This window comes from Streptomyces sp. NPDC051136, assembly GCF_044455745.1.
Taxonomy (GTDB): Bacteria; Actinomycetota; Actinomycetes; order Streptomycetales; family Streptomycetaceae; genus Streptomyces.
In genome coordinates this window covers 578341-596696 of sequence record NZ_JBITFE010000003.1, presented here as the reverse complement: position 1 = coordinate 596696, position 18356 = coordinate 578341, and the positions used below count along the sequence as shown (strand labels likewise).

The following is an 18356-nucleotide window of genomic DNA, read 5'->3' as shown; positions in this document are numbered from 1 at the left end:
CGTCGCATGATCAGAGTTGCCCACCGGCTCCCGGCGAACCACCCCGGAAGACGCGATTCGCCCTCAAGCGTGAGGACATGTCGATAAACCCTCATGGCCCCCTTCCGTCCCGGTACGGGACAGTGGGGACGACTCCACGTCAAGCGCCACAAGAGGGGAAGCGTTCCGTCACTTTTTCCCTCGTCAGCCCGTCCCCACGGCGTGTCGCACTCCCGCCCTTCCCTTTCTCGAACATACGTACGAACATAGACCCATGGCCACCACCGACCGGCAGGCCACGACGCTGGCCCTCGCCCACGCCCTGTCAGCCGCGGAGCGCGGGCTGGCCGTCATCCCGCTGGCCCGGACCAAGCTCCCGGCGCTGCGCTCCCCCCACCGCGGCGCCTCGACCCCGCAGCCGTTCACCTGCCGCGGCGAGTGCGGCCGCTTCGGCCACGGTGTCCACGACGCCTCCACCGACCCGGCCCGCGTCCGCGCGCTGTTCGCCGCCGCCCCCTGGGCCACGGGCTACGGCATCGCCTGCGGACTGCCGCCCCACCGTCTGATCGGCGTCGACCTGGACATCAGGCGCGACGACGCGGAGCCGGACTCCTCGACCGCCCTGCGCGAACTCGCCCTGCGCCACCTGTTCACGATCCCGCCCACGGTGGTGGTCCTGACCCCCAGCGGAGGCCGCCACCTCTGGCTGACCGGCCCGCCCGACCACGTCGTCCCCAACTCGGCCGGACGCCTCGCTCCCGGCATCGACATCCGGGGAGCCGGCGGCTACCTGGTCGGCCCCGGCTCCCGCACCCACCACGGCACGTACACGACCGTCCCCGGCACGTCCCACCTGTCACCCGCACCGTGCCCGCCCGCACTCCTGCGCCTGCTGCTGCCGCCGCCCGTGCGGCGCGGCGAGGGCGGCCCGGGAGTGAGTGGGGGCCGCGGGGGAAAGATGACCGACGGCCGCGGTGAGGCAGTGAGCGGCGGCCGCGGCGGGACGGTGAACGACGGCCGCGGCCTCGTCCAGTTCGTCCTCGCCGCACACGAGGGCCAGCGCAACACACGTCTCTTCTGGGCGGCCTGCCGCGCCTACGAGAACGGTATCGGCCCCGCCCTGCTGGCCCCCCTGCTCGAAGCCGCCCGCGCCACCGGCCTGACCGATCGCGAGGCCCGCGCGACGATCACATCGGCGGCCCGCATGACCGGCCACCACCCCTGACCCCTCCCACCCTGACGGGGCGCCGTTTCCGGCCACCCTCACGCACCCTCCCCCCCCTCCACGCGGCCCTCCCCGCGGCACGACCGGAAAGCCCCCGATGCACGACCGCCCCCACCAGCACTCCTACGACCGCCTGCCCGACCGTCCCCAGGCGGCCCGCCCCCACGACCGCCTCAGCGACCATCTCCGCGAGCCGGCCATGTCACTGGCCAGGATCGTCCTGGCCTCCGGCCGCAGCGTCGACCTGGCCGAACTGCGCCTCACGGCCACCTACGGCGGCGGCATGCCGGAGGGCTACCCGTGCCGCCCCGTCAACGACCTGCGCATCGCGGAACTCCTGCGCACCGCCGCCCGGATGTCCCCACCCACACCGGTGCACCTGATCCCGCCCCCGCGCGCGTACCCGGACCAGTACGCGGGCGCCTTCGGCCCCGTCGAGACACTCCCGCGCGTGGCCTGCGTGGGCCGCTTCTCCTCCGCACCCGTGACCCCGGCCAGCGACCCGTTCGCCTACCGTTCCGGCCTGACCGTCATCTGGTTCCAGCCCACACCCCGCGCCCCCGACGCGTACGAGTCGGACCCGGCCCTGCGGACCGTCGACTGGCCGTCCCTGGCACGGGACTACGCACTCCGGGAGCCGTAGCCGGTCCGCCCCGCGCGGCCGATGAGTCCGCGCCCGCGCGGGAGTCCGTACCACAGAACGACGACGACCCCAGACCGTCGTGCCTGGTCAGGGGAGGCTCAAGAGAACAAGGCCCCCACCAGCACCGCGCCGTAGTGCACGCATTGATGCCACCGCTTGCAGTAACGCTTCGCCCGCCACCGGGAACGCCGCGTGAATTGCCTGTCGCACCAGACGCACTTACGAGTCTTCCGATCCCCCATGCTCACGACCCTACCGACCGATCTCAACGCCCCGGTCAAGAGCCGACCGATCGTGTTTCCAGGAGGAGAGGCTTGCCGTGTCCGCGACCGAACCCGGACGCCGCGGGGAAACAGCGGCGTCCGGCGGATAGCGCACACGGCAACGGCCCCCGACCGTCATACCTGGTCAGGGGCCGTCAATCACCGCGGTGGGTGTGGGATTTGAACCCACGGTGACTTGCGCCACGACGGTTTTCAAGACCGTTCCCTTAGGCCGCTCGGGCAACCCACCTCCGCCCCGCCTACCAGCGGCGGAACGGCTACAGAGTACCGGGCTCCTGCACCGCGCGGGCTCCGTGGTCCACACGGGCCCCACTGGCACCGTTGCCGGGCACTTCGTGACCTGGAGAGCACTCCACGCAGCACATGGCCCGGGTGCCGACTACGCCTTCCCAGACTCGAGCCCCCTGTCACGCGCCCCCGGTTGTGGCGGGGCACTCGAATCCGTCTGCCGAGTGGCGACACATTGCAGCGCCCCGCGATCAGCGACGCCGACGTTGAAGGGATCCGGCCAGGCGGCCGGGTCAGCTCGCGTCCCATATGACCACGTCGAACATATTGCGGTTATCGCTAGCGATGCTGTCGGACCCGAGTGCGGTGAGCTCAAGGCGGGCGATGTTCCCGGCGCTGGTGCGTATGCATAGCACCGTGTTCTTGGTGAGTTGTTGTTTCTCGGTTCCTGCCGCAGTAACCGTGTTCGAGCACTCCTCGTAGCCCGGCAGACTGGTCGTGCGTCCTGACCAGAGAGAGATCACGGTGCCGTGCCACCCTTCGATCTCGTTCCCCGGCAGCGTGTACACATCGCCTTCGTCGGCGTAGCCGACAGCGACGGGTTGTCCGGCGTCCAGGTCCTTGGGCTCGTGATCGAGCAACAGCGAGCCCCGCCAGAGTTCGCTTCCTGCGGGCGAAGGACTGTCACCCGGCGCGGACGTCTCGGTCTCCTTCGACGGCGAGCCGGAGGCAGGTGAGGATTCGGGCGCCGAAGTGACAGGCGATGAAGCTGGCACGACGGTCGGAGCACCGTCGGCCTTGTCGTCACCGGAGGAGCCGAGAACAGGCACCACGGCCGTGACCAGGGCGGCGAGAACCGTCGCCCCGGCAGCGATCCAGGCTGCCTGCTGATGTCTGCTGAACCAGCCTCCGCCCGGACCGTCACCTTGCGCCCCGTCCGGCGTTGGCGGGTCCGCCGGCGGTGGGGGCGGCGATGCGGGCACCTGAGTACCGTCCGCATGGTTGCCGCCCTGGCCAGGTGTGTTCGCATCAATTCGATCGTCTGCCACCGTGCTGAGCACCCCCACTGCTACCGCCGGTCTCCGAATGCGTCGCGCGGAGGTTGGAGCAGCCCACCCAGGCCACGCCAGTAACGCCCAGCCCCGACACAACAGTTGAGGTATACCCAACAGCCGACATCGAGTAGGCGCCAGGAGACGCTCGACGGTTGCTTCCGGCCGCACTCGTCGATGTGTTGACGAGGCGCGGCGACCAGTTCTCCCGCAAGCAACCTTGACTAGAACGTCCCTGCCCTGGAAGCGGTGGGATTCGAACCCATGGTGACGCTCTCACGCCGTGACCGTTCGTCGTGCGGGGCTCACGTGTGGCGGGGAGGGCGGGCTGCCTCCCAGGCGGCCTCGATCATCGGGAAGATCTCGTCCAGAGCGGCCTCCGGATCGGGCGCCTCGCGGGCCAGCGAGTAGGCGTCGATCGCGAAGCGCGCGAGGGTGCGGGCCGCGGTTTCGCTGCGGGTCAGGCCGGGCTCGGCGGCGATGGCGCGGGCCAGGGCGTCCGCGTGGCGCAGGCGCATCGACTCGTCGTACCTGCGCAGGGCGTCGGACGCGTCGATCATGCGCCAGACCGGAGCAGCGCCGTCCGCGGTGCAGTGCCGCACCAGGGCCAGGATCTCGCGGCGCAGCGCGGGGACGATCGGCTCGTCCGGCGCCCGGTCGGTGACCGCACGGGTGAGGCGTTGCTCGAAGTCCTCGTCCTGTTCGAAGACCAGAGCCTCCTTCGAGGCGAAGTGGGAGAAGACCGTGGTGACGGCCACGTCGGCCTCGGCGGCCACGTCGCGGATGCCCACCGCGTCGTACCCGCGCTCCAGGAAGAGCCGCAGCGCGGTGTCGGCGATCTTCTGGCGGGTCGCGGCCTTCTTGCGCTCACGGCGTCCGGACTGCTGCACGGTCATGACCGGAAGGCTAGCAGGTACGGAAATGGAGTTGTTAGGAAACACTAACCGTTAGTGCTACGGTCGGCGGCATGAAGAAAGTGAGCTTCGCCGAGTTCGGCGGTCCCGACGTCCTGCGCCTCGTCGACGCCGAGGAGCCCCACGCGGGGCCCGGTCGCATACGCATCGCCGTGCGGGCGGCCGGCGTGAACCCCGTCGACTGGCGGATCAGGGAAGGGCAGGTACTGGGGGCCCATCCGGTCACGCTGCCCTCGGGGGTCGGGCTCGACGCCGCCGGGATCGTGGACGAGGTCGGAGAGGGGGTCGAGGGCGTCGAGGTCGGTGACCGGGTGTTCGGCGAGGGCACCGACACCTACGCCGAGTTCGCCGTGCTCGGAGCCTGGGCCCGGATGCCCGAGGGCCTGACGTTCGAAGAGGCGGCCGGGTACCCCTCGGTGATGGAGACGGCGCTGCGCGTCGTCCGGGAAGTCGGGGTGCGGCCCGGCCAGACGCTCCTGGTCAGCGGCGCGTCCGGGGGAGTCGGGTCGGCGGTGCTGCAGATCGCCCGCGATCGCGGCATCAGGGTGATCGGTACGGCCGGTGCCGCCAACCAGGCGTACCTGCGCGATCTCGGTGCCGTCCCCACGACGTACGGCGAGGGCTGGGTGGAGCGGGTGCGGCGGCTCGGCGGAGTCGACGCGGCACTCGACCTGGCCGGCTCGGGTGTGCTTCGCGAACTCGTCGGACTGACCGGGGATCCGGAGAAGGTCGTCACCATCGCCGACCTCGGCGCACCCGAGTTCGGCGTGCGGTTCTCCGGCGTGGCCGGAAGCGTGCCGGCGGCGCTCGCCGAGACCGTCGGCCTCATCGCGCGGGGCAGGCTCCACATACCGGTCGAGAAGACGTACTCGCTCGCCGAGGCCGCGGCGGCGCACGTCGACAGCCAGGCCGGCCACACGCGCGGACGACGGGTCATCATCGTGTGAGTGGAGTGGAGTTGCGTTGAGTGGAGTGGCGTTGAGTGGAGTTGCCCGGGGTGCCTCGGTCCCGGGGCCGCCTTGGGCCCGGGTCGCTCGGGTCGCCTCCGCTCCAGGGCGGTCCGGGTCGCCGAGCACGCGGGTTTCCGGGTGACGCACTTCGCCACCGGGGCGGATGCAGCCCGGTGGCGAAGTGGGTGGGTCTCGGTGGGTCGTGGCGGTACGGCGGGTCAGTCGTCGCCGACCTTCGAGCCCAGGGTGACCTCGGTCGTGTGCTGCTTGCCGCCGCGCTCGTAGGTGACCGTGACCTCGTCGCCGGGCGCGTGGGTCCAGATCTCGCCGATCAGGGTCGGGCCGCTGTCGATCACCCGGTCGTCGAGCTTGGTGATGACGTCACCGGGCTTGAGGCCCGCGTCGTCGGCCGGGCCGCCCTTCTCGACGGGGTCGGCTCCGCCCACGCCCTGCTCGGTGAGCTTGGCGCCGCCCGTGGCCTCCTCCAGGGAGACGGAGGCACCGATCTTCGCGTACACCGGCTTGCCGTTCTTGATCAGCTGCTGGGCGACGAACTCGGCCTGGTTGATGGGGATCGCGAAGCCCAGGCCGATGGAGCCGGCCTGGCCGGTGCCGAAGCTGCCGTTGCTGGAGGACTGGATCGCGGAGTTGATGCCGATGACGTTGCCCTGCGCGTCCAGCAGCGGGCCGCCGGAGTTGCCCGGGTTGATCGACGCGTCGGTCTGCAGGGCGCTCATGTAGGAGGCCTTGCTGTCGGCGCTGCCGTCGCTGGAGGCCACGGGGCGGTTCTTGGCGCTGATGATGCCCGTGGTCACCGTGTTGGACAGGCCGAAGGGCGCGCCGATGGCGATCGTCGAGTCGCCCACGGCGACCTTGTCGGAGTCACCCAGGGGGAGCGGGTTCAGGTCCGAGGGGGCGTTCTCCAGCTTGACGACGGCGACGTCGTAGCCCTGGGCGTGGCCGACCACCTCGGCGTCGTACTTCTTGCCGTCGGGGAAGGTCGCACTGAGCTTGCCGCCGTCGACCGCCTCCGCCACCACGTGGTTGTTGGTGACGATGTGGCCTTCCTTGTCGAAGACGAACCCGGTGCCGGTGCCGCCCTCGCCGTTGCTCCCCTCGGCCTGGATGGTGACGGTGCTGGGCAGCGCCTTGGCGGCCACGCCGGCCACGGTGCCCGCGTCGCGCTTGACGGAGCCGCCGGTGTCGGAGGCGGAGACCGTGGTGGAGCCGTTCCCGTCGTTGTTCTTGGCGAGGGTGTAGCCGAGACCGCCGCCCAGGCCGCCCGCGACGAGCGCGGCGATCAGGACGCCGGCGACCAGACCGCCACGGCCGCGTCCGGGCTTCGGGGCGGGCTGCTGGTACGAGGCACCCCAGCCGCCGGCGCCGCCACCGGCCCCGTCGCCGAAACCGCCTCCGTAGCCGCCGTCGCCGCCTCCGCCGTACGCCGGGGTGTGGGCCCCGGTGCCCGGCGGCGGGGGCGGGGGCCACGCGGCGTCGGGAGCCGAGTGCCCCTGCGGGACCTCGCCGCCCTGCGGCCCCGACTGAGCCTGGGGTGCCCGGTGGTCCCCGGGCACCCCGGCCGGGGCTGGGGCGGGGGGAGCCGCCGGAGCCTCCGGGGTGGTGGTGCGGTCCTGGTGGGGGGCGGGCGGCGCGGGAGGCTGGGCGGAGGCAGCGGGAGCATCCACCGGCACGGGAGGTGCGGACGGGGCCGGGGGTACCGCGGTGCCCTCGTTCTCGGTGCTCACAGCTTCTCTCCTCGTTCCACGGCTGTTGGTCGCTCACCCTGGTCGCGCTCAGCCTCGCTCACGCGCTGCTCCACGGTCCGGCGCGGTGTGGATGTGCCGGTGATTCTGTATGCCATCAGCTTTTCCCACGGGCCGTCAGAGCACCATAAGCCGTAGCTGTGGGTCCCCGACTGTCCTTTACATCGGTCATCAAAGACTAAACGGACGCGTTGCCGATTCCGCCCGGTGGCACGTCTACCCGCCCGCGGTGGCACCATGACGCGGTGACCCACGCACGACAGCACCGGATTCAGGTCGTCGCCCACCGTGGCGCCTCCGAGGAGGCACCCGAGCACACGCTGGCCGCGTACCGGAAGGCGATCGAGGACGGGGCGGACGCCCTGGAGTGCGATGTACGCCTGACCGCCGACGGCCACCTCGTCTGCGTCCACGACTGGCGCGTCAACCGTACGTCCAACGGGCGGGGCGCGGTCTCGGCGCTGGAGCTCGCCGATCTCGCGGCCCTGGACTTCGGCACCCGGCGGACCCGGGAGTTCTGGCGCACGCGCGACGAGCAGCCCGACTGGGAGCACCGGCCCGAGGACCGGGAGGAGACGTCCGTCCTGACCCTGGAACGGCTGCTGCAGCTGGTCGCCGACTCGGGTCGGCGCGTGGAACTGGCCATCGAGACCAAGCACCCCACCCGCTGGGCGGGCCAGGTGGAGGAGCGGCTGCTGCAGCTCCTGAAGCGCTTCGGGCTCGACGCCCCGGCCTCGGCCGAGGAGTCGCCGGTGCGGGTGATGAGCTTCTCGGCCCGCTCACTGCACCGGGTGCGGGCCGCGTCGCCGACGCTGCCGACGGTCTCCCTCATGCAGTTCGTCTCGCCCCGGCTGCGCGACGGGCGGCTGCCCGCGGGCGTCCGGATCGCCGGCCCCTCGATCCGGATCGTGCGCAACCACCCCGCGTACATCGAGCGCCTGAAGGCGGCCGGTCACCAGGTGCACGTATGGACGGTGAACGAGACCGCCGACGTGGATCACTGCGTCGACCTGGGCGTCGACGCCATCATCACCAACCGGCCGCGCGCGGTCCTGGACCACCTGGGCCGCTGATTCGGCCGCACCTCTTGACCCGGCGGCCCGGCTGCCCCATTCTCCGATCTCGGCCACACCGGCGAAATCCGGCCACGTGACTACGGGGAGTGCTCCGGCGCGTTCGGTGCGTGTTCGACCGTGTCGAATGCGTCACCGCGGGGCGATCGGCCGGTTTCCGGCTCAGAGCGATGGGGCATCCACTCGGTGGCGTGGGGCGAAGGAGGTCTCGGGGGTGGCGTTGGTGGTGGCACAGGAGGTGCCCACGTGGTCGAGCATGGCCGTGCCCCATGGCCCTGCGGGCGTGGGGGAAGCAAGGCACCGCATGCGTGATCAGTTGCGCAGGGGCGGTGTAGCGGATTCGGTCATCGACGACGCCGTACTGATCCTTTCCGAACTGTTGAGCAATGCCTGCAAGCACGGCCGGCCGCTGGGCGACGCCCTGGCCGGGGACGGCGACGTCCGTGCCGCGTGGCAGGTGGACGCGCGCGGACGACTGCTGGTGGAGGTCACGGACGGCGGCGGTCCGACCCGTCCGGCTCCGGCCACCCCGTCGGTCACCGCGCACGGTGGACGCGGGCTGAACATCATCACGGCGCTCGCCGACGACTGGGGCGTGCGGGACAGCGCGTGCGGGGAGGTCACCGTCTGGGTCGTCGTCCACGACGACGTGCGCGACCCGGGTGCCGCACATCGGCGCGAGGACTTCGCCACCCGCATCTCGGCTCCGGCGGTGTCCGAGATCCCCGGCCTGGACTTCGCGGACGCCTTCGAGGACCTGGCCTGACCCCGTCCCCCGCCACGGCCGCTCTCCGGCCTGCGGCCCGACCGAGCCGTACGAGGCCTGGGGCGAATCGCACGAGGGGCCCGGACCTAGTCGCACGAGGGGCCCGGACCGAGTCGCACGAGGAGGCTGGACCGAGTCGCACAAGCACCCGGGCCGGTCCCTCCGAGGCACGGCCCGGGCCCGCACGAGGCCGGGCGCGACTCGCACGAGGAGCTGGGCGGGCCGTACGGCGACTTGGGCCGGCCCGTCGGTCGCGTGGCTACGGCTACGGCTACGGCTACGGCCGGGGCGAGTTGCCCACAGACGGTCCGTTGTCCACAGGTCCCGTCCGCCGGGGCGGGAACGGCTAGGCTCGCGCCGTACGAGTAGAGCCGTAACCGGGAGACACCCACGATGGCCAAGAAGCGACCCCAGACGAAGGCCAAGCGGCCCCAGCTCGACGATGCCGAGGTCCCGGTCGTCGGTGCCCGCGAGCCCTGCCCCTGCGGCAGCGGCCGCCGGTACAAGGCCTGCCACGGCCGGACCGCCGCGCAGGCCACGACCGCGCTGGTGCAGCGCCCGTTCGAGGGGCTGCCCGGCGAGTGCGACTGGGTGGCGCTGCGGGAGCTGGTGCCGGCGGCCACGGTCGGGCTGACCCTGCGCGACGGCCTGCCCGAGGGCGTCCCGTCGGTCACGCTGGCCACGGTGCTGCCGATGGCCTGGCCCGCCCTGCGCCGCGACGACGGCTCGGTCCTGCTCGGCCTGCAGAACGACACGGCGTCGGGCGACATCAGCCGCGACCTCGCCGACACCCTCGCGCGGGCGCTGACCGCCGCGCCGGGCACCCCGGTGCAGGGCCGCCGCGCGCCGGCCGACGGCCCGCGGCTGCAGGACCTGCTCGCACCCGAGGGCGCGTTCGAGCCGCAGGTGCACTCGGGTTTCGAGTTCTGGGTGCCGGACCCGGAGAACGCCACGCCGGACGTCACCGCGTCCCTGGAGCGGGCCAACGCCGCGGCCATCCCGACCGTTCGGCTGGAGGGTGTCGACGCCGCCTACTGGTGCGAGACGCCGGACAAGAACCACCTGCGCTGGGTCATGCCGCACGAGGAGGAGCGGCTTCTGGACGCTCTCGCCCGGCTGCACGCCGCGGGCCGGTCGTCGCTCGGCGAGGGCACCCGGCTCGTCGGCTCCTTCCGTGCCCACGGCCTCACCGTGCCGGTGTGGGACCTGCCGAGCGAGATCACCGCGCAGGACATCGAGAAGCCGGCCGCGGAGTTCGCCGAGCGGCTCGCCGAGGCCCTGGCCACGGACGCTCCGCTCACGCACGACGAGCGCCGGGCGCGCGGCGGCCTGACCAACCGACAGGTCACGCTCAGCTGACACACAACCGCGCGGGCCGCCCCCGGCTGACCGACCGGTCAGCCGGAGCGGCGGCTCCCCGGCGGTCGTACCAGTCATAACTCCCGGTGCGGACAAGCCAGTCGGTGACCGGAAACCAAGAGATCGAATTTGCTAACAGCCGATCTCTTGTTACCGTTCGAGTAGCCCGGTTGCTGGTGCATCCCCCGTCGCCAGCAACCGGGTCTTTCCATGCGCGAGTCCGCACCCGTCCGCCGATCGGCCGTCAACCACCCGATCCCGCCGGTGCGTCGCCGTCCCTCTCACCGTCGCGTCAGTCGCTGTCGCTGGCGTCACTGCTCTCGCCGTCACTTCCGCCGCTGCTCCCGGCACGCAGCAGGAGCGGTCCGTACCCGGCCCGGCCGGCGAACTCGGCGATCGCGCTGTACCCCGCCAGTCCGCCCCCGGCCGCACCACGGGAGTGGTCCGGGGGCGTCTCGCAGGTGCCCGGCGCGTCGTCGGCGCTCACCGCGCAGTGCGTCCGCACACTGCGGCCGTCGGGTCCCATGAGGCTCAGCATGGCCTCCACCGGTCCGCCGGTGGCGTTGCGGTAGTAGGTGCGCGCCCAGGTCTCCGTCCCCCGGGTCAGGACACAGGTCTGCGCCTCGACGCCCGCGGGCGAGGTGAGTTCGGGGCCGCAGCGCGCGGCCAGCGCGGGCCCGGGCGGCAGCGGCGGACGGGCGGGCGCGCCCCCCGCCCCGGCGCGCTCGGCCCCTCCGGCCCCCGGTTCGGTACGGGACCCGGCCCCGGACTCGAAGCCGGCCCCGGTTCCCGGCCCGGCCCCGGACGCGGTCTTCGGCTCCGCCCCGGACGCGGGCACCTCGCCGTCACCGCCCCGCGCGAGGAGCGGCACGGTCACCGGGGCCTTGTCGTCCCCGTCGCCCGGGGGCCCCGCGGACGCCACGGCGAACGGCAGTACGACCGCGCACGCCACGACGGCCGCGAGCCCGTACAGACGGATCCGCCGGCGGTCCGGCCCGCCACGGCGTGACCCGGTGCGGTACGGCCCGACGGCGCGGTGCTCCCCTGCATGAAGCGGCATGGGGCGGACGATAACGACCGACGGCGGGCGCGGACCGGGCGCGCGCCGGGACACCCCTACAACTCGGGCGCGCTCACACCCGTACGAGTGAGGGCGTCGACCACCGCGTCCACCACGGCCTCGACATCGGGCACCCAGGGCGCGGCGGAGCCGGGCAGCGGCGCCCGCTCCCAGCGGACGGCGCCGGCACCGGTCTCGGACGGGGGCAGCGGGAGGTAGCCGCCCTCGCCGTGGAAGCGCAGGGAGCCGGGGACGAAGTCCTTGGCGTAGAGCAGCTCGCCCAGTTGCTCCATGGAGTACGGCCGGACCAGCAGCGCCCAGCGGGCGGGCGAGGCGACGACCGGGCCGACCCGCAGCCCGGCGCGGTCGAGCGCGGCGAGGGCGTGGGCGGCCGGGAGTGCGGGCAGGGAGACGGCGCACGGGGCGCTTCCCCCGGTGGCCAGGACGATCGGGGCGGTCGGCCGGTTCGTCCACCACCAGCGCACCATGCGGGCGTCGGTGGTCGCGGTGAGGAGCCCGGGGTCGAAGGGATGCGCGCCCGGCACCGCGCACTCGGGGTCGGGGCAGGTGCAGCGTGACCGCGCCCGCGGGTCCGCCGCCGCGCCCGGGAGTACGGGCCACCGCCATTGTGCCGCGTAGGTCAGGGCCGCGCCGATCAGCTCAGGCCGTCCGTCGTCGTGCGGGGACAGGAGCCTGCGTCGCCTTCCGAGGATCTCGCGCATGAGCGCTCGTTCCTTTCCGTTGCACGCCTGGCAACACCGTGGTCACTTCACACCATGTGTCGATCACTTCGCTGTGCGTTGCTGGTGGCGCATCACACCCCCGCCGGGGGACGCTCACGGGACTACCCGGGAACGCCTCCGCCAAGGGCAAGGGAAACCCCTGTGGGTCGAGCACTGACTGCGTCCGTGACGGTTCCGACCACTGCGTCTGGCAAAAGCATGGGCGTGGCGCGGGGGTGGCGAAGTCTGGCGTTTTGCCGTCGCGCGTATTTCTCTCCGCCTCCGCCACGGGAGGATGGGGCACGGTCGTCGGTGGATAGGACGCCCGGGTCCGTCGCCAGGTTCCAGGTGGTCCCCAACCACCCCTGGCCTTCTCCGAGTACGTACCCATCACGACCGCTGTGACGCTCCGTGAAGCAGCCCCAGTCGACCGCAACAAGGCGTCCTCCGGGGCAGTTTCAAGCCAAATTCGCTTTTCCGCAAGGGGTCGGGAAGGAGGTCGCTCGCACCCCGTGGACACCAGGAATCCCGGCAGGACAATGCTGGACATCTCCTTACGAGTGCGTGTACATGTGGAGACACTGCTGGCGGCGCAGAATGACATGGGGGTTTGCGATGCTTTTGAGCAGTAAGCACCGGTCCAAAGGCCGGACGCCATGAACGCCCCGCACCCAGCGAAAGTGGCTGGAATCGATTCAACGGTTCCGTCCCCCGCACACACTGTCGCGTCCGCCGCCGCGGGCACCTCTCCGACGGCCGGGTCCCCCACCGCGGACGCCGCGGGCACCGCGTGTGCCCCCGGGGCCCTGCTCCAGGACCGGCTGGCCGGCTGGGTCTCGGACCTCACGACCCTGCACGAGCTGACCGAACGCCTGGTGCGGACGGACACCCTCGCCGACGGCCTCCAGGAACTGCTGCACGCCGGAGCCGCCCTGGTCGGCGCCCGGCGCGGCCTGGTCGTGCTGGAACCGGCCGACGGACTCGGCCCCGACACCACCGTCGGCCTCGGCCTCGGCCGCGCCGACCTCGGCCACATCGAGACCGTGCCGCGCGGTTCCCTGCCGTACGGGCGGGTCCTGGACGGACTGCCGGTCGACGAGGACGGCGTCGCCGAGCCCGACCTGCTCGCCGAGAAGAGCCTCGACCCACGCCACCGCGAGGTCGCCGCCCGCCTCGGTTACGCCGCGAGCTACACCCTCCCCCTGTGCACCGGGCCGTCCACGGGGCGCACCGGGCGGCTCGGCGCCGCCGTGTGGCTCTACGACGAGCCCGCCGAGCCGGGTGAGCGGCAGCGCCACCTCGCCGGCCTGTACGTCCGCTACGCCGCCCAGCACCTGGCCCGCCTCGCGGAGGTCGAGCGCACCCGCGCCACCATGGCGACGATGGCCGAGGAACTGCTGCCCTCCCGCCTCCCCCGGGTGCCCGGCGTGCAGCTCGCCGCCCGGCACCGCACCGGCCCGCGCGGCGGCGGCGACTGGTACGACGCGCTGCCGCTGCCGGACGCGGCCCTCGGACTCGCCGTCGGGTCCGTCACCGGTTCCGGTCCCAGCGCGGTCGCGGCGATGGGGCGGCTGCGCGCCTCGCTGCGGGCGTACGCCGTGATGGAGGGCGAGGACCCGGTCGCCGTCCTGTCCGACCTGGAGCTGCTGCTGCGGCTCACCGAGCCGGCCCGCTCGGCCACCGCCCTGTTCGGCTACTGCGAGCCCGCGCTGCGCCGGATCACCCTCGCCGGCGCCGGGCACAGCCCGCCCCTGCTGATCGGGGAGCGGCGCACGGAGTTCGTCGAGACCTCCGTGTCCGCCCCGCTCGGCATGCTGGCCTGCTGGGAGGCGCCCAGCGTGGAGCTGCAGGCCGAGCCCGGAGAGACGGTTCTGCTCTACACCGACGGGCTGCTGCACCGCACCGGCGACCCGGCCGACCGCGCCTTCGCCCGGCTGCACGCGGCGGCGGCCGGGGTCCCCCGGGCCGCACGCCACGACCCGGACGCGGTCGTCGAGCACGTCCTGCGCACCGCGCTGCCCGGCGGAAAGGCGGACGAGGACTCCGCGGAGGACGTCGTCCTGCTGGCGGTCCGGTTCGAATAACGGACGCCGGGACCGCTCTGACGCCCCGCACGTCCCGCATAACGGACGGTAGCGCCGCCGCGTAACAGGCCCTTCGGCCCTGGGCCCCCTTCCGAACGACCGTACGATGGGGGTGGTCCAGTGCCGTACCTAGGAGGATGACCGTGGCGGAGGAGCTCACCCCGGAGAACCCGGACGAGACCGAGGAGCCGATCAAGCAGCGCAAGAACGGCCTGTACCCGGCCGTGTCCGACGAGCTGGCCGAGAACATGAAGTCCGGCTGGGCCGACACGGAGCTGCACGACCTGGAGCCCATCGCCCAGGCCGCCGAGACCGCCGCCCGCCGTGCCGCGCTGTCCGCCCGCTTCCCCGGCGAGCGCCTCGTCATCCCCGCGGGCAACCTCAAGACCCGCTCCAACGACACGGAGTACTCCTTCCGCGCCTCGGTCGAGTACGCCTACCTGACCGGCAACCAGACCGAGGACGGCGTCCTGGTCCTGGAGCCCGAGGGCGACGGGCACACCGCGACGATCTACCTCCTGCCCCGCTCCGACCGTGAGAACGGCGAGTTCTGGCTGAGCGGCCAGGGCGAGCTGTGGGTCGGCCGCCGCCACTCCCTCACCGAGGCCGGCAAGCTGTACGGCATCCCCGCCTCCGACGTCCGCGAGCTCGCCGGCAGCCTGCGCGAGGCCACCGGCCCGGTGCGCGTCGTGCGCGGCCACGACGCCGGCATCGAGGCGGCCCTCACCGACAAGGTCACCGCCGAGCGCGACGAGGAACTGCGCGTCTTCCTGTCCGAGGCCCGCCTGGTCAAGGACGAGTTCGAGATCGGCGAGCTGCAGAAGGCCGTCGATTCCACCGTGCGCGGCTTCGAGGACGTCGTGAAGGTGCTCGACAAGGCCGAGGCGACCAGCGAGCGCTACATCGAGGGCACCTTCTTCCTCCGCGCCCGCGTGGAGGGCAACGACATCGGCTACGGCTCCATCTGCGCCGCCGGCCCGCACGCCTGCACCCTGCACTGGGTCCGCAACGACGGCCCGGTGCGCTCCGGCGACCTGCTGCTGCTCGACGCGGGCGTGGAGACGCACACCTACTACACGGCCGACGTCACCCGCACGCTGCCGATCAACGGCCGCTACAGCGAACTGCAGAAGAAGATCTACGACGCCGTGTACGACGCCCAGGAGGCCGGCATCGCGGCGGTCAAGCCGGGCGCCGCGTACCGCGACTTCCACGACGCCTCCCAGCGGGTGCTGGCCGAGCGGCTCGTCGAGTGGGGTCTGGTCGAGGGCCCGGTCGAGCGGGTGCTGGAGCTGGGCCTGCAGCGCCGCTGGACGCTGCACGGCACCGGTCACATGCTCGGCATGGACGTCCACGACTGCGCCGTCGCGCGCGTGGAGACGTACGTCGACGGCACGCTGGAGCCCGGCATGGTGCTCACCGTCGAGCCGGGCCTGTACTTCCAGGCCGACGACCTGACCGTGCCGGAGGAGTACCGGGGCATCGGCGTGCGCATCGAGGACGACATCCTCGTCACCGCCGACGGCAACCGGAACCTGTCCGCCGGGCTGCCGCGCCGGTCGGACGAGGTCGAGGAGTGGATGGCCGCGCTCAAGGGCTGACCCGCCGTCCGACGGCCGGGCACCCCGTGCGGGGTGCCCGGCCGTCGCTGTTCTTCCGGGATGTCTCTTCCAGAGGTGCTCCGCGGACGTCAGGTGTGCTCCGTCAGACCGCCACCAGCGGGGCGTTCTCCCGCCACTTGAGGATCTTGTCGAAGCTCACCACGGCACCGGCGTGCCCCGGCGTCGTGCCGATGTGGACGTGGTCGGCGAGCTCCCGGATGAGGCACAGACCGCGGCCGCTCTCCGCCTCCACCGGCACCTGCCGGGCCGTGCCGTGCGGTCCGCCCGGGACGGCGGCGGGGAAGCCGGGGCCGGTGTCGGAGACCTCGATGCGGCACAGTTCGCCGTCCAGGTAGGCCGTGACGCGGTACGCCTCGCCCGGGCCGCCGGGCCCCATGTCCCCGCCGTGCTCGACGGCGTTGGCGCAGGCCTCGCTCAGCGCGACGGAGAGGTCGAAGGAGATGTCGGGGTCGACGCCCGCGGTCTCCATGGTGCCGATCAGCAGGCGGCGGGCCAGGGGCACGCTCGCAGCCTCGCGCCGCAAATGGAGTGACCACCAGATGCTCATGCTCCAGCCTCCCGGCCGCGGCTCGACATACCGTTACGTATTGCCCCTCACACCCCTGCGTAAGCGCCCCGCAGCCGAGTGACCGCCCGTCTGGCGGATGCGGGGCCGCCGCCGCCGGGTGTATGCGGGGCCGCCCGTGACAGAAGGTGATCTTCAGTACCGTTCCCGGCCTTCCGGTCGTACGGCATCTTGTGGACCTGCCGTACGGCGTGTGGGCCGTGGGTGCGATGATGAGGCCGCCATGACTGCCCCCCACCCGCCAACGGCGCGCTCCGGGAACGATCTCCGGATTCTGCGGGCCGCGGTGTTCGCCGCGGTCTGCGTCGTGCTGGCCGCGGCGGGGCACACCCTCGCTTCCTGCGCCACGGTGCCGCTGTGGTCGCTGGGCGCGGGTTTCCTCGGGGCGGTCCTGGTCGCCGTGCCGCTCGCCGGACGCCTGCGTTCGCTGGCCGGCATCGCGATGCTGCTCGCCGTCGGACAGACCGCGCTGCACACCCTGTTCGGGCTCGGCCAGCACGGCACCACCATGGCCGCCGCCCCGGCCCCGGCGTCCGGTGGCGGTGCGGGTGCGCTGTCCGACGCCTCCCTGGTCCAGCAGGCCGCCCGGCTGGTCTGCGGGACCACCGCGGCGGCGATCAGCCCGGCCCAGGCCCAGCGCATCCTCACCGACGCGCGGATTGCCTCCGACGCCTCCGCCGGTGCGGCGCACCACCCGGCCGACGCCCTGTCCACCGCCGGTACGTCCGCCTCGCTGCTGCCGTCCCTGCCGATGCTGCTCGGTCACGTCCTCGCGGCCCTGGCCGCCGGCTGGCTGCTGCGGCGCGGGGACCTCGCCCTGGCCCGGCTCGTCGAACTGTCGGCACACTCGGCCCACGCCATGGCCGAGGCGGCGTTCGTACGCGCCCTGCGCGCCGCGCTCTCCCTGGTGCGCGCCCTGCACGCCGGGCTCGCCGGCGCGCCCGGGACCGGCCCGCGCCCGCCGCGCCCCGCCCTGTGGGTGGCGCCGCGTCCCCGTACCACCGCGCTCCAGCACACGGTCGTCAGGCGCGGTCCGCCGACGGACGCGTTCGCCCTCGCCGCCTGACACGACGCGACCACCGTCCCCGCTTCCCGGGAGGGGCCGCCGTCGTGCGGCACGCGCGCGTGCGCGCACCCCTCCTGTCACCCGGCACCGGCTCAGCCCCGGTGTCCACACGAAGCGGAGTACTCCGTCCATGAAGGCTTCCCGTATCGCCGCCGTCGGCGCCGTGTCCGGCATCGCCGTCCTCGCCCTGTCCGCCCCCGCCTTCGCGCACGTCAGCGTGCAGCCGGAGGGCGCGGCCGCCAAGGGCGGCTACGCGGTCGTCGACTTCAAGGTCCCCAACGAGCGGGACAACGCCTCCACCACCAAGCTGGAGGTCAACTTCCCCACCGACCACCCGCTGGCGTCCGTGATGCCGCAGCCGATCCCGGGCTGGAAGGCCGAGGTCACCAAGTCCAAGCCGGCCAAGCCGCTGGAGTCGCACGGCAAGCAGATCACCGAGGTCGTCACCAAGGTGACCTGGACCGCCGACGGCAAGGGCGTCGAGCCCGGCTACTTCCAGAAGTTCCCGGTCTCCATCGGCGCGCTGCCCGAGGACGCCGACGAGCTGGTGTTCAAGGCGATCCAGACGTACTCCAACAAGGAGGTCGTGCGCTGGATCGAGGTGCCGCAGGAGGGCCAGGACGAGCCCGACACCCCGGCGCCCGTGCTCAAGCTGTCCGCTGCCGAGGAGGACGCCCACGGCGCCGCGAGCGCCTCGGACGCCAAGGGCGACGACACCGGGGCGGACGCGCGGAACACCGCCGCCGACGCCTCCTCGTCGGACTCCGGCTCCGGCGACGACAGCGACACCACCGCCCGCGTCCTCGGCATCGTCGGCATCGTCGTGGGTGCGGCGGGTGTCGCGTACGGCGTGCTGGCCGGCCGCCGGCGCAACTCCGGCGCGGCGGCGTAACAGCGCCCGTACCGGTGCGTCGGCACCACCTCGTCGGCGCATCCTCTCGTCCGGTGCGTGCCGGGCACGGTCCGTCGGTTCGTCCGACGGGCCCCGGCGCGCGCCGGAG

The 18356-nt window shown here is 72.9% G+C and carries 16 protein-coding genes and 1 tRNA gene; 10 read left to right on the top strand and 7 right to left on the bottom strand.

Going from position 1 to position 18356, the window contains the following annotated elements; all coding sequences use genetic code 11:
• Positions 1-253 precede the first annotated feature (253 nt).
• Entirely contained in the window at positions 254-1204 is a 951-nt protein-coding gene (locus ACIBCJ_RS11915) for a bifunctional DNA primase/polymerase (RefSeq protein ID WP_365979532.1), read from the top strand.
• 199 nt (positions 1205-1403) lie between these two features.
• Complete coding sequence (locus ACIBCJ_RS11910; RefSeq protein ID WP_365979645.1) at positions 1404-1847, top strand: hypothetical protein; 444 nt, start codon at positions 1404-1406, stop codon at positions 1845-1847.
• Positions 1848-2275: 428 nt separating this feature from the next.
• On the opposite strand, the gene ACIBCJ_RS11905 is transcribed toward ACIBCJ_RS11910, so the two are convergent.
• The 3 genes from ACIBCJ_RS11905 to ACIBCJ_RS11895 form a co-directional block, all read right to left on the bottom strand.
• A tRNA-Ser gene (locus ACIBCJ_RS11905) sits at positions 2276-2360 on the bottom strand.
• A 292-nt stretch (positions 2361-2652) separates the two neighbouring features.
• Positions 2653-3408, bottom strand: a complete 756-nt coding sequence (locus ACIBCJ_RS11900) for a hypothetical protein (RefSeq protein WP_365979531.1) — start codon at positions 3406-3408, stop codon at positions 2653-2655.
• Between the two features lie 308 nt (positions 3409-3716).
• Complete coding sequence (locus tag ACIBCJ_RS11895; protein ID WP_362100094.1) at positions 3717-4307, bottom strand: TetR family transcriptional regulator; 591 nt, start codon at positions 4305-4307, stop codon at positions 3717-3719.
• A 71-nt stretch (positions 4308-4378) separates the two neighbouring features.
• Between ACIBCJ_RS11895 and ACIBCJ_RS11890 the strand changes: the two genes are divergently transcribed.
• A complete protein-coding gene (locus ACIBCJ_RS11890; protein WP_365979530.1) occupies positions 4379-5272 on the top strand; it encodes an NADP-dependent oxidoreductase in 894 nt (297 codons plus the stop codon).
• Between the two features lie 221 nt (positions 5273-5493).
• Here the strand turns inward: ACIBCJ_RS11890 and ACIBCJ_RS11885 are convergent, their stop codons facing one another.
• Positions 5494-7020: a trypsin-like peptidase domain-containing protein gene (locus ACIBCJ_RS11885; protein ID WP_365979529.1), complete on the bottom strand. Its 1527-nt coding sequence runs from the start codon at positions 7018-7020 to the stop codon at positions 5494-5496.
• A gap of 263 nt (positions 7021-7283) precedes the next feature.
• Here ACIBCJ_RS11885 and ACIBCJ_RS11880 point away from each other — a divergent pair, with 263 nt between their 5' ends.
• From ACIBCJ_RS11880 to ACIBCJ_RS11870, 3 genes are all read left to right on the top strand, one after another.
• A complete protein-coding gene (locus tag ACIBCJ_RS11880) occupies positions 7284-8111 on the top strand; it encodes a glycerophosphodiester phosphodiesterase (protein ID WP_362100103.1) in 828 nt (275 codons plus the stop codon).
• A 127-nt stretch (positions 8112-8238) separates the two neighbouring features.
• Positions 8239-8877 (top strand): ATP-binding protein, encoded by a 639-nt coding sequence (locus ACIBCJ_RS11875; RefSeq protein WP_362100106.1) that lies wholly within the window; start codon positions 8239-8241, stop codon positions 8875-8877.
• A 393-nt stretch (positions 8878-9270) separates the two neighbouring features.
• Positions 9271-10236: a DUF5926 family protein gene (locus tag ACIBCJ_RS11870; RefSeq protein ID WP_362100109.1), complete on the top strand. Its 966-nt coding sequence runs from the start codon at positions 9271-9273 to the stop codon at positions 10234-10236.
• Between the two features lie 292 nt (positions 10237-10528).
• Here ACIBCJ_RS11870 and ACIBCJ_RS11865 read toward each other — a convergent pair whose 3' ends face one another.
• Together ACIBCJ_RS11865 and ACIBCJ_RS11860 are read right to left on the bottom strand one after the other, a co-directional pair.
• Positions 10529-11296 (bottom strand): hypothetical protein, encoded by a 768-nt coding sequence (locus ACIBCJ_RS11865; RefSeq protein WP_365979527.1) that lies wholly within the window; start codon positions 11294-11296, stop codon positions 10529-10531.
• 56 nt (positions 11297-11352) lie between these two features.
• Positions 11353-12018 (bottom strand): bifunctional DNA primase/polymerase, encoded by a 666-nt coding sequence (locus ACIBCJ_RS11860; protein WP_362510762.1) that lies wholly within the window; start codon positions 12016-12018, stop codon positions 11353-11355.
• Positions 12019-12674: 656 nt separating this feature from the next.
• Here ACIBCJ_RS11860 and ACIBCJ_RS11855 point away from each other — a divergent pair.
• Both ACIBCJ_RS11855 and ACIBCJ_RS11850 read left to right on the top strand, forming a co-directional pair.
• On the top strand, positions 12675-14102 hold the full coding sequence (locus ACIBCJ_RS11855) for a PP2C family protein-serine/threonine phosphatase (RefSeq protein ID WP_365979526.1): 1428 nt from the start codon (positions 12675-12677) through the stop codon (positions 14100-14102).
• Between the two features lie 143 nt (positions 14103-14245).
• Complete coding sequence (locus tag ACIBCJ_RS11850; RefSeq protein WP_365979525.1) at positions 14246-15703, top strand: aminopeptidase P family protein; 1458 nt, start codon at positions 14246-14248, stop codon at positions 15701-15703.
• Between the two features lie 103 nt (positions 15704-15806).
• Here ACIBCJ_RS11850 and ACIBCJ_RS11845 read toward each other — a convergent pair whose 3' ends face one another.
• On the bottom strand, positions 15807-16271 hold the full coding sequence (locus ACIBCJ_RS11845; RefSeq protein WP_362100123.1) for an ATP-binding protein: 465 nt from the start codon (positions 16269-16271) through the stop codon (positions 15807-15809).
• Positions 16272-16512: 241 nt separating this feature from the next.
• On the opposite strand from ACIBCJ_RS11845, the gene ACIBCJ_RS11840 reads away from it, so the two are divergent.
• Positions 16513-17355, top strand: a complete 843-nt coding sequence (locus tag ACIBCJ_RS11840) for a hypothetical protein (RefSeq protein ID WP_362100126.1) — start codon at positions 16513-16515, stop codon at positions 17353-17355.
• 130 nt (positions 17356-17485) lie between these two features.
• A complete protein-coding gene (locus tag ACIBCJ_RS11835) occupies positions 17486-18247 on the top strand; it encodes a YcnI family protein (RefSeq protein ID WP_365979524.1) in 762 nt (253 codons plus the stop codon).
• The last annotated feature ends 109 nt before the right edge of the window (positions 18248-18356 follow it).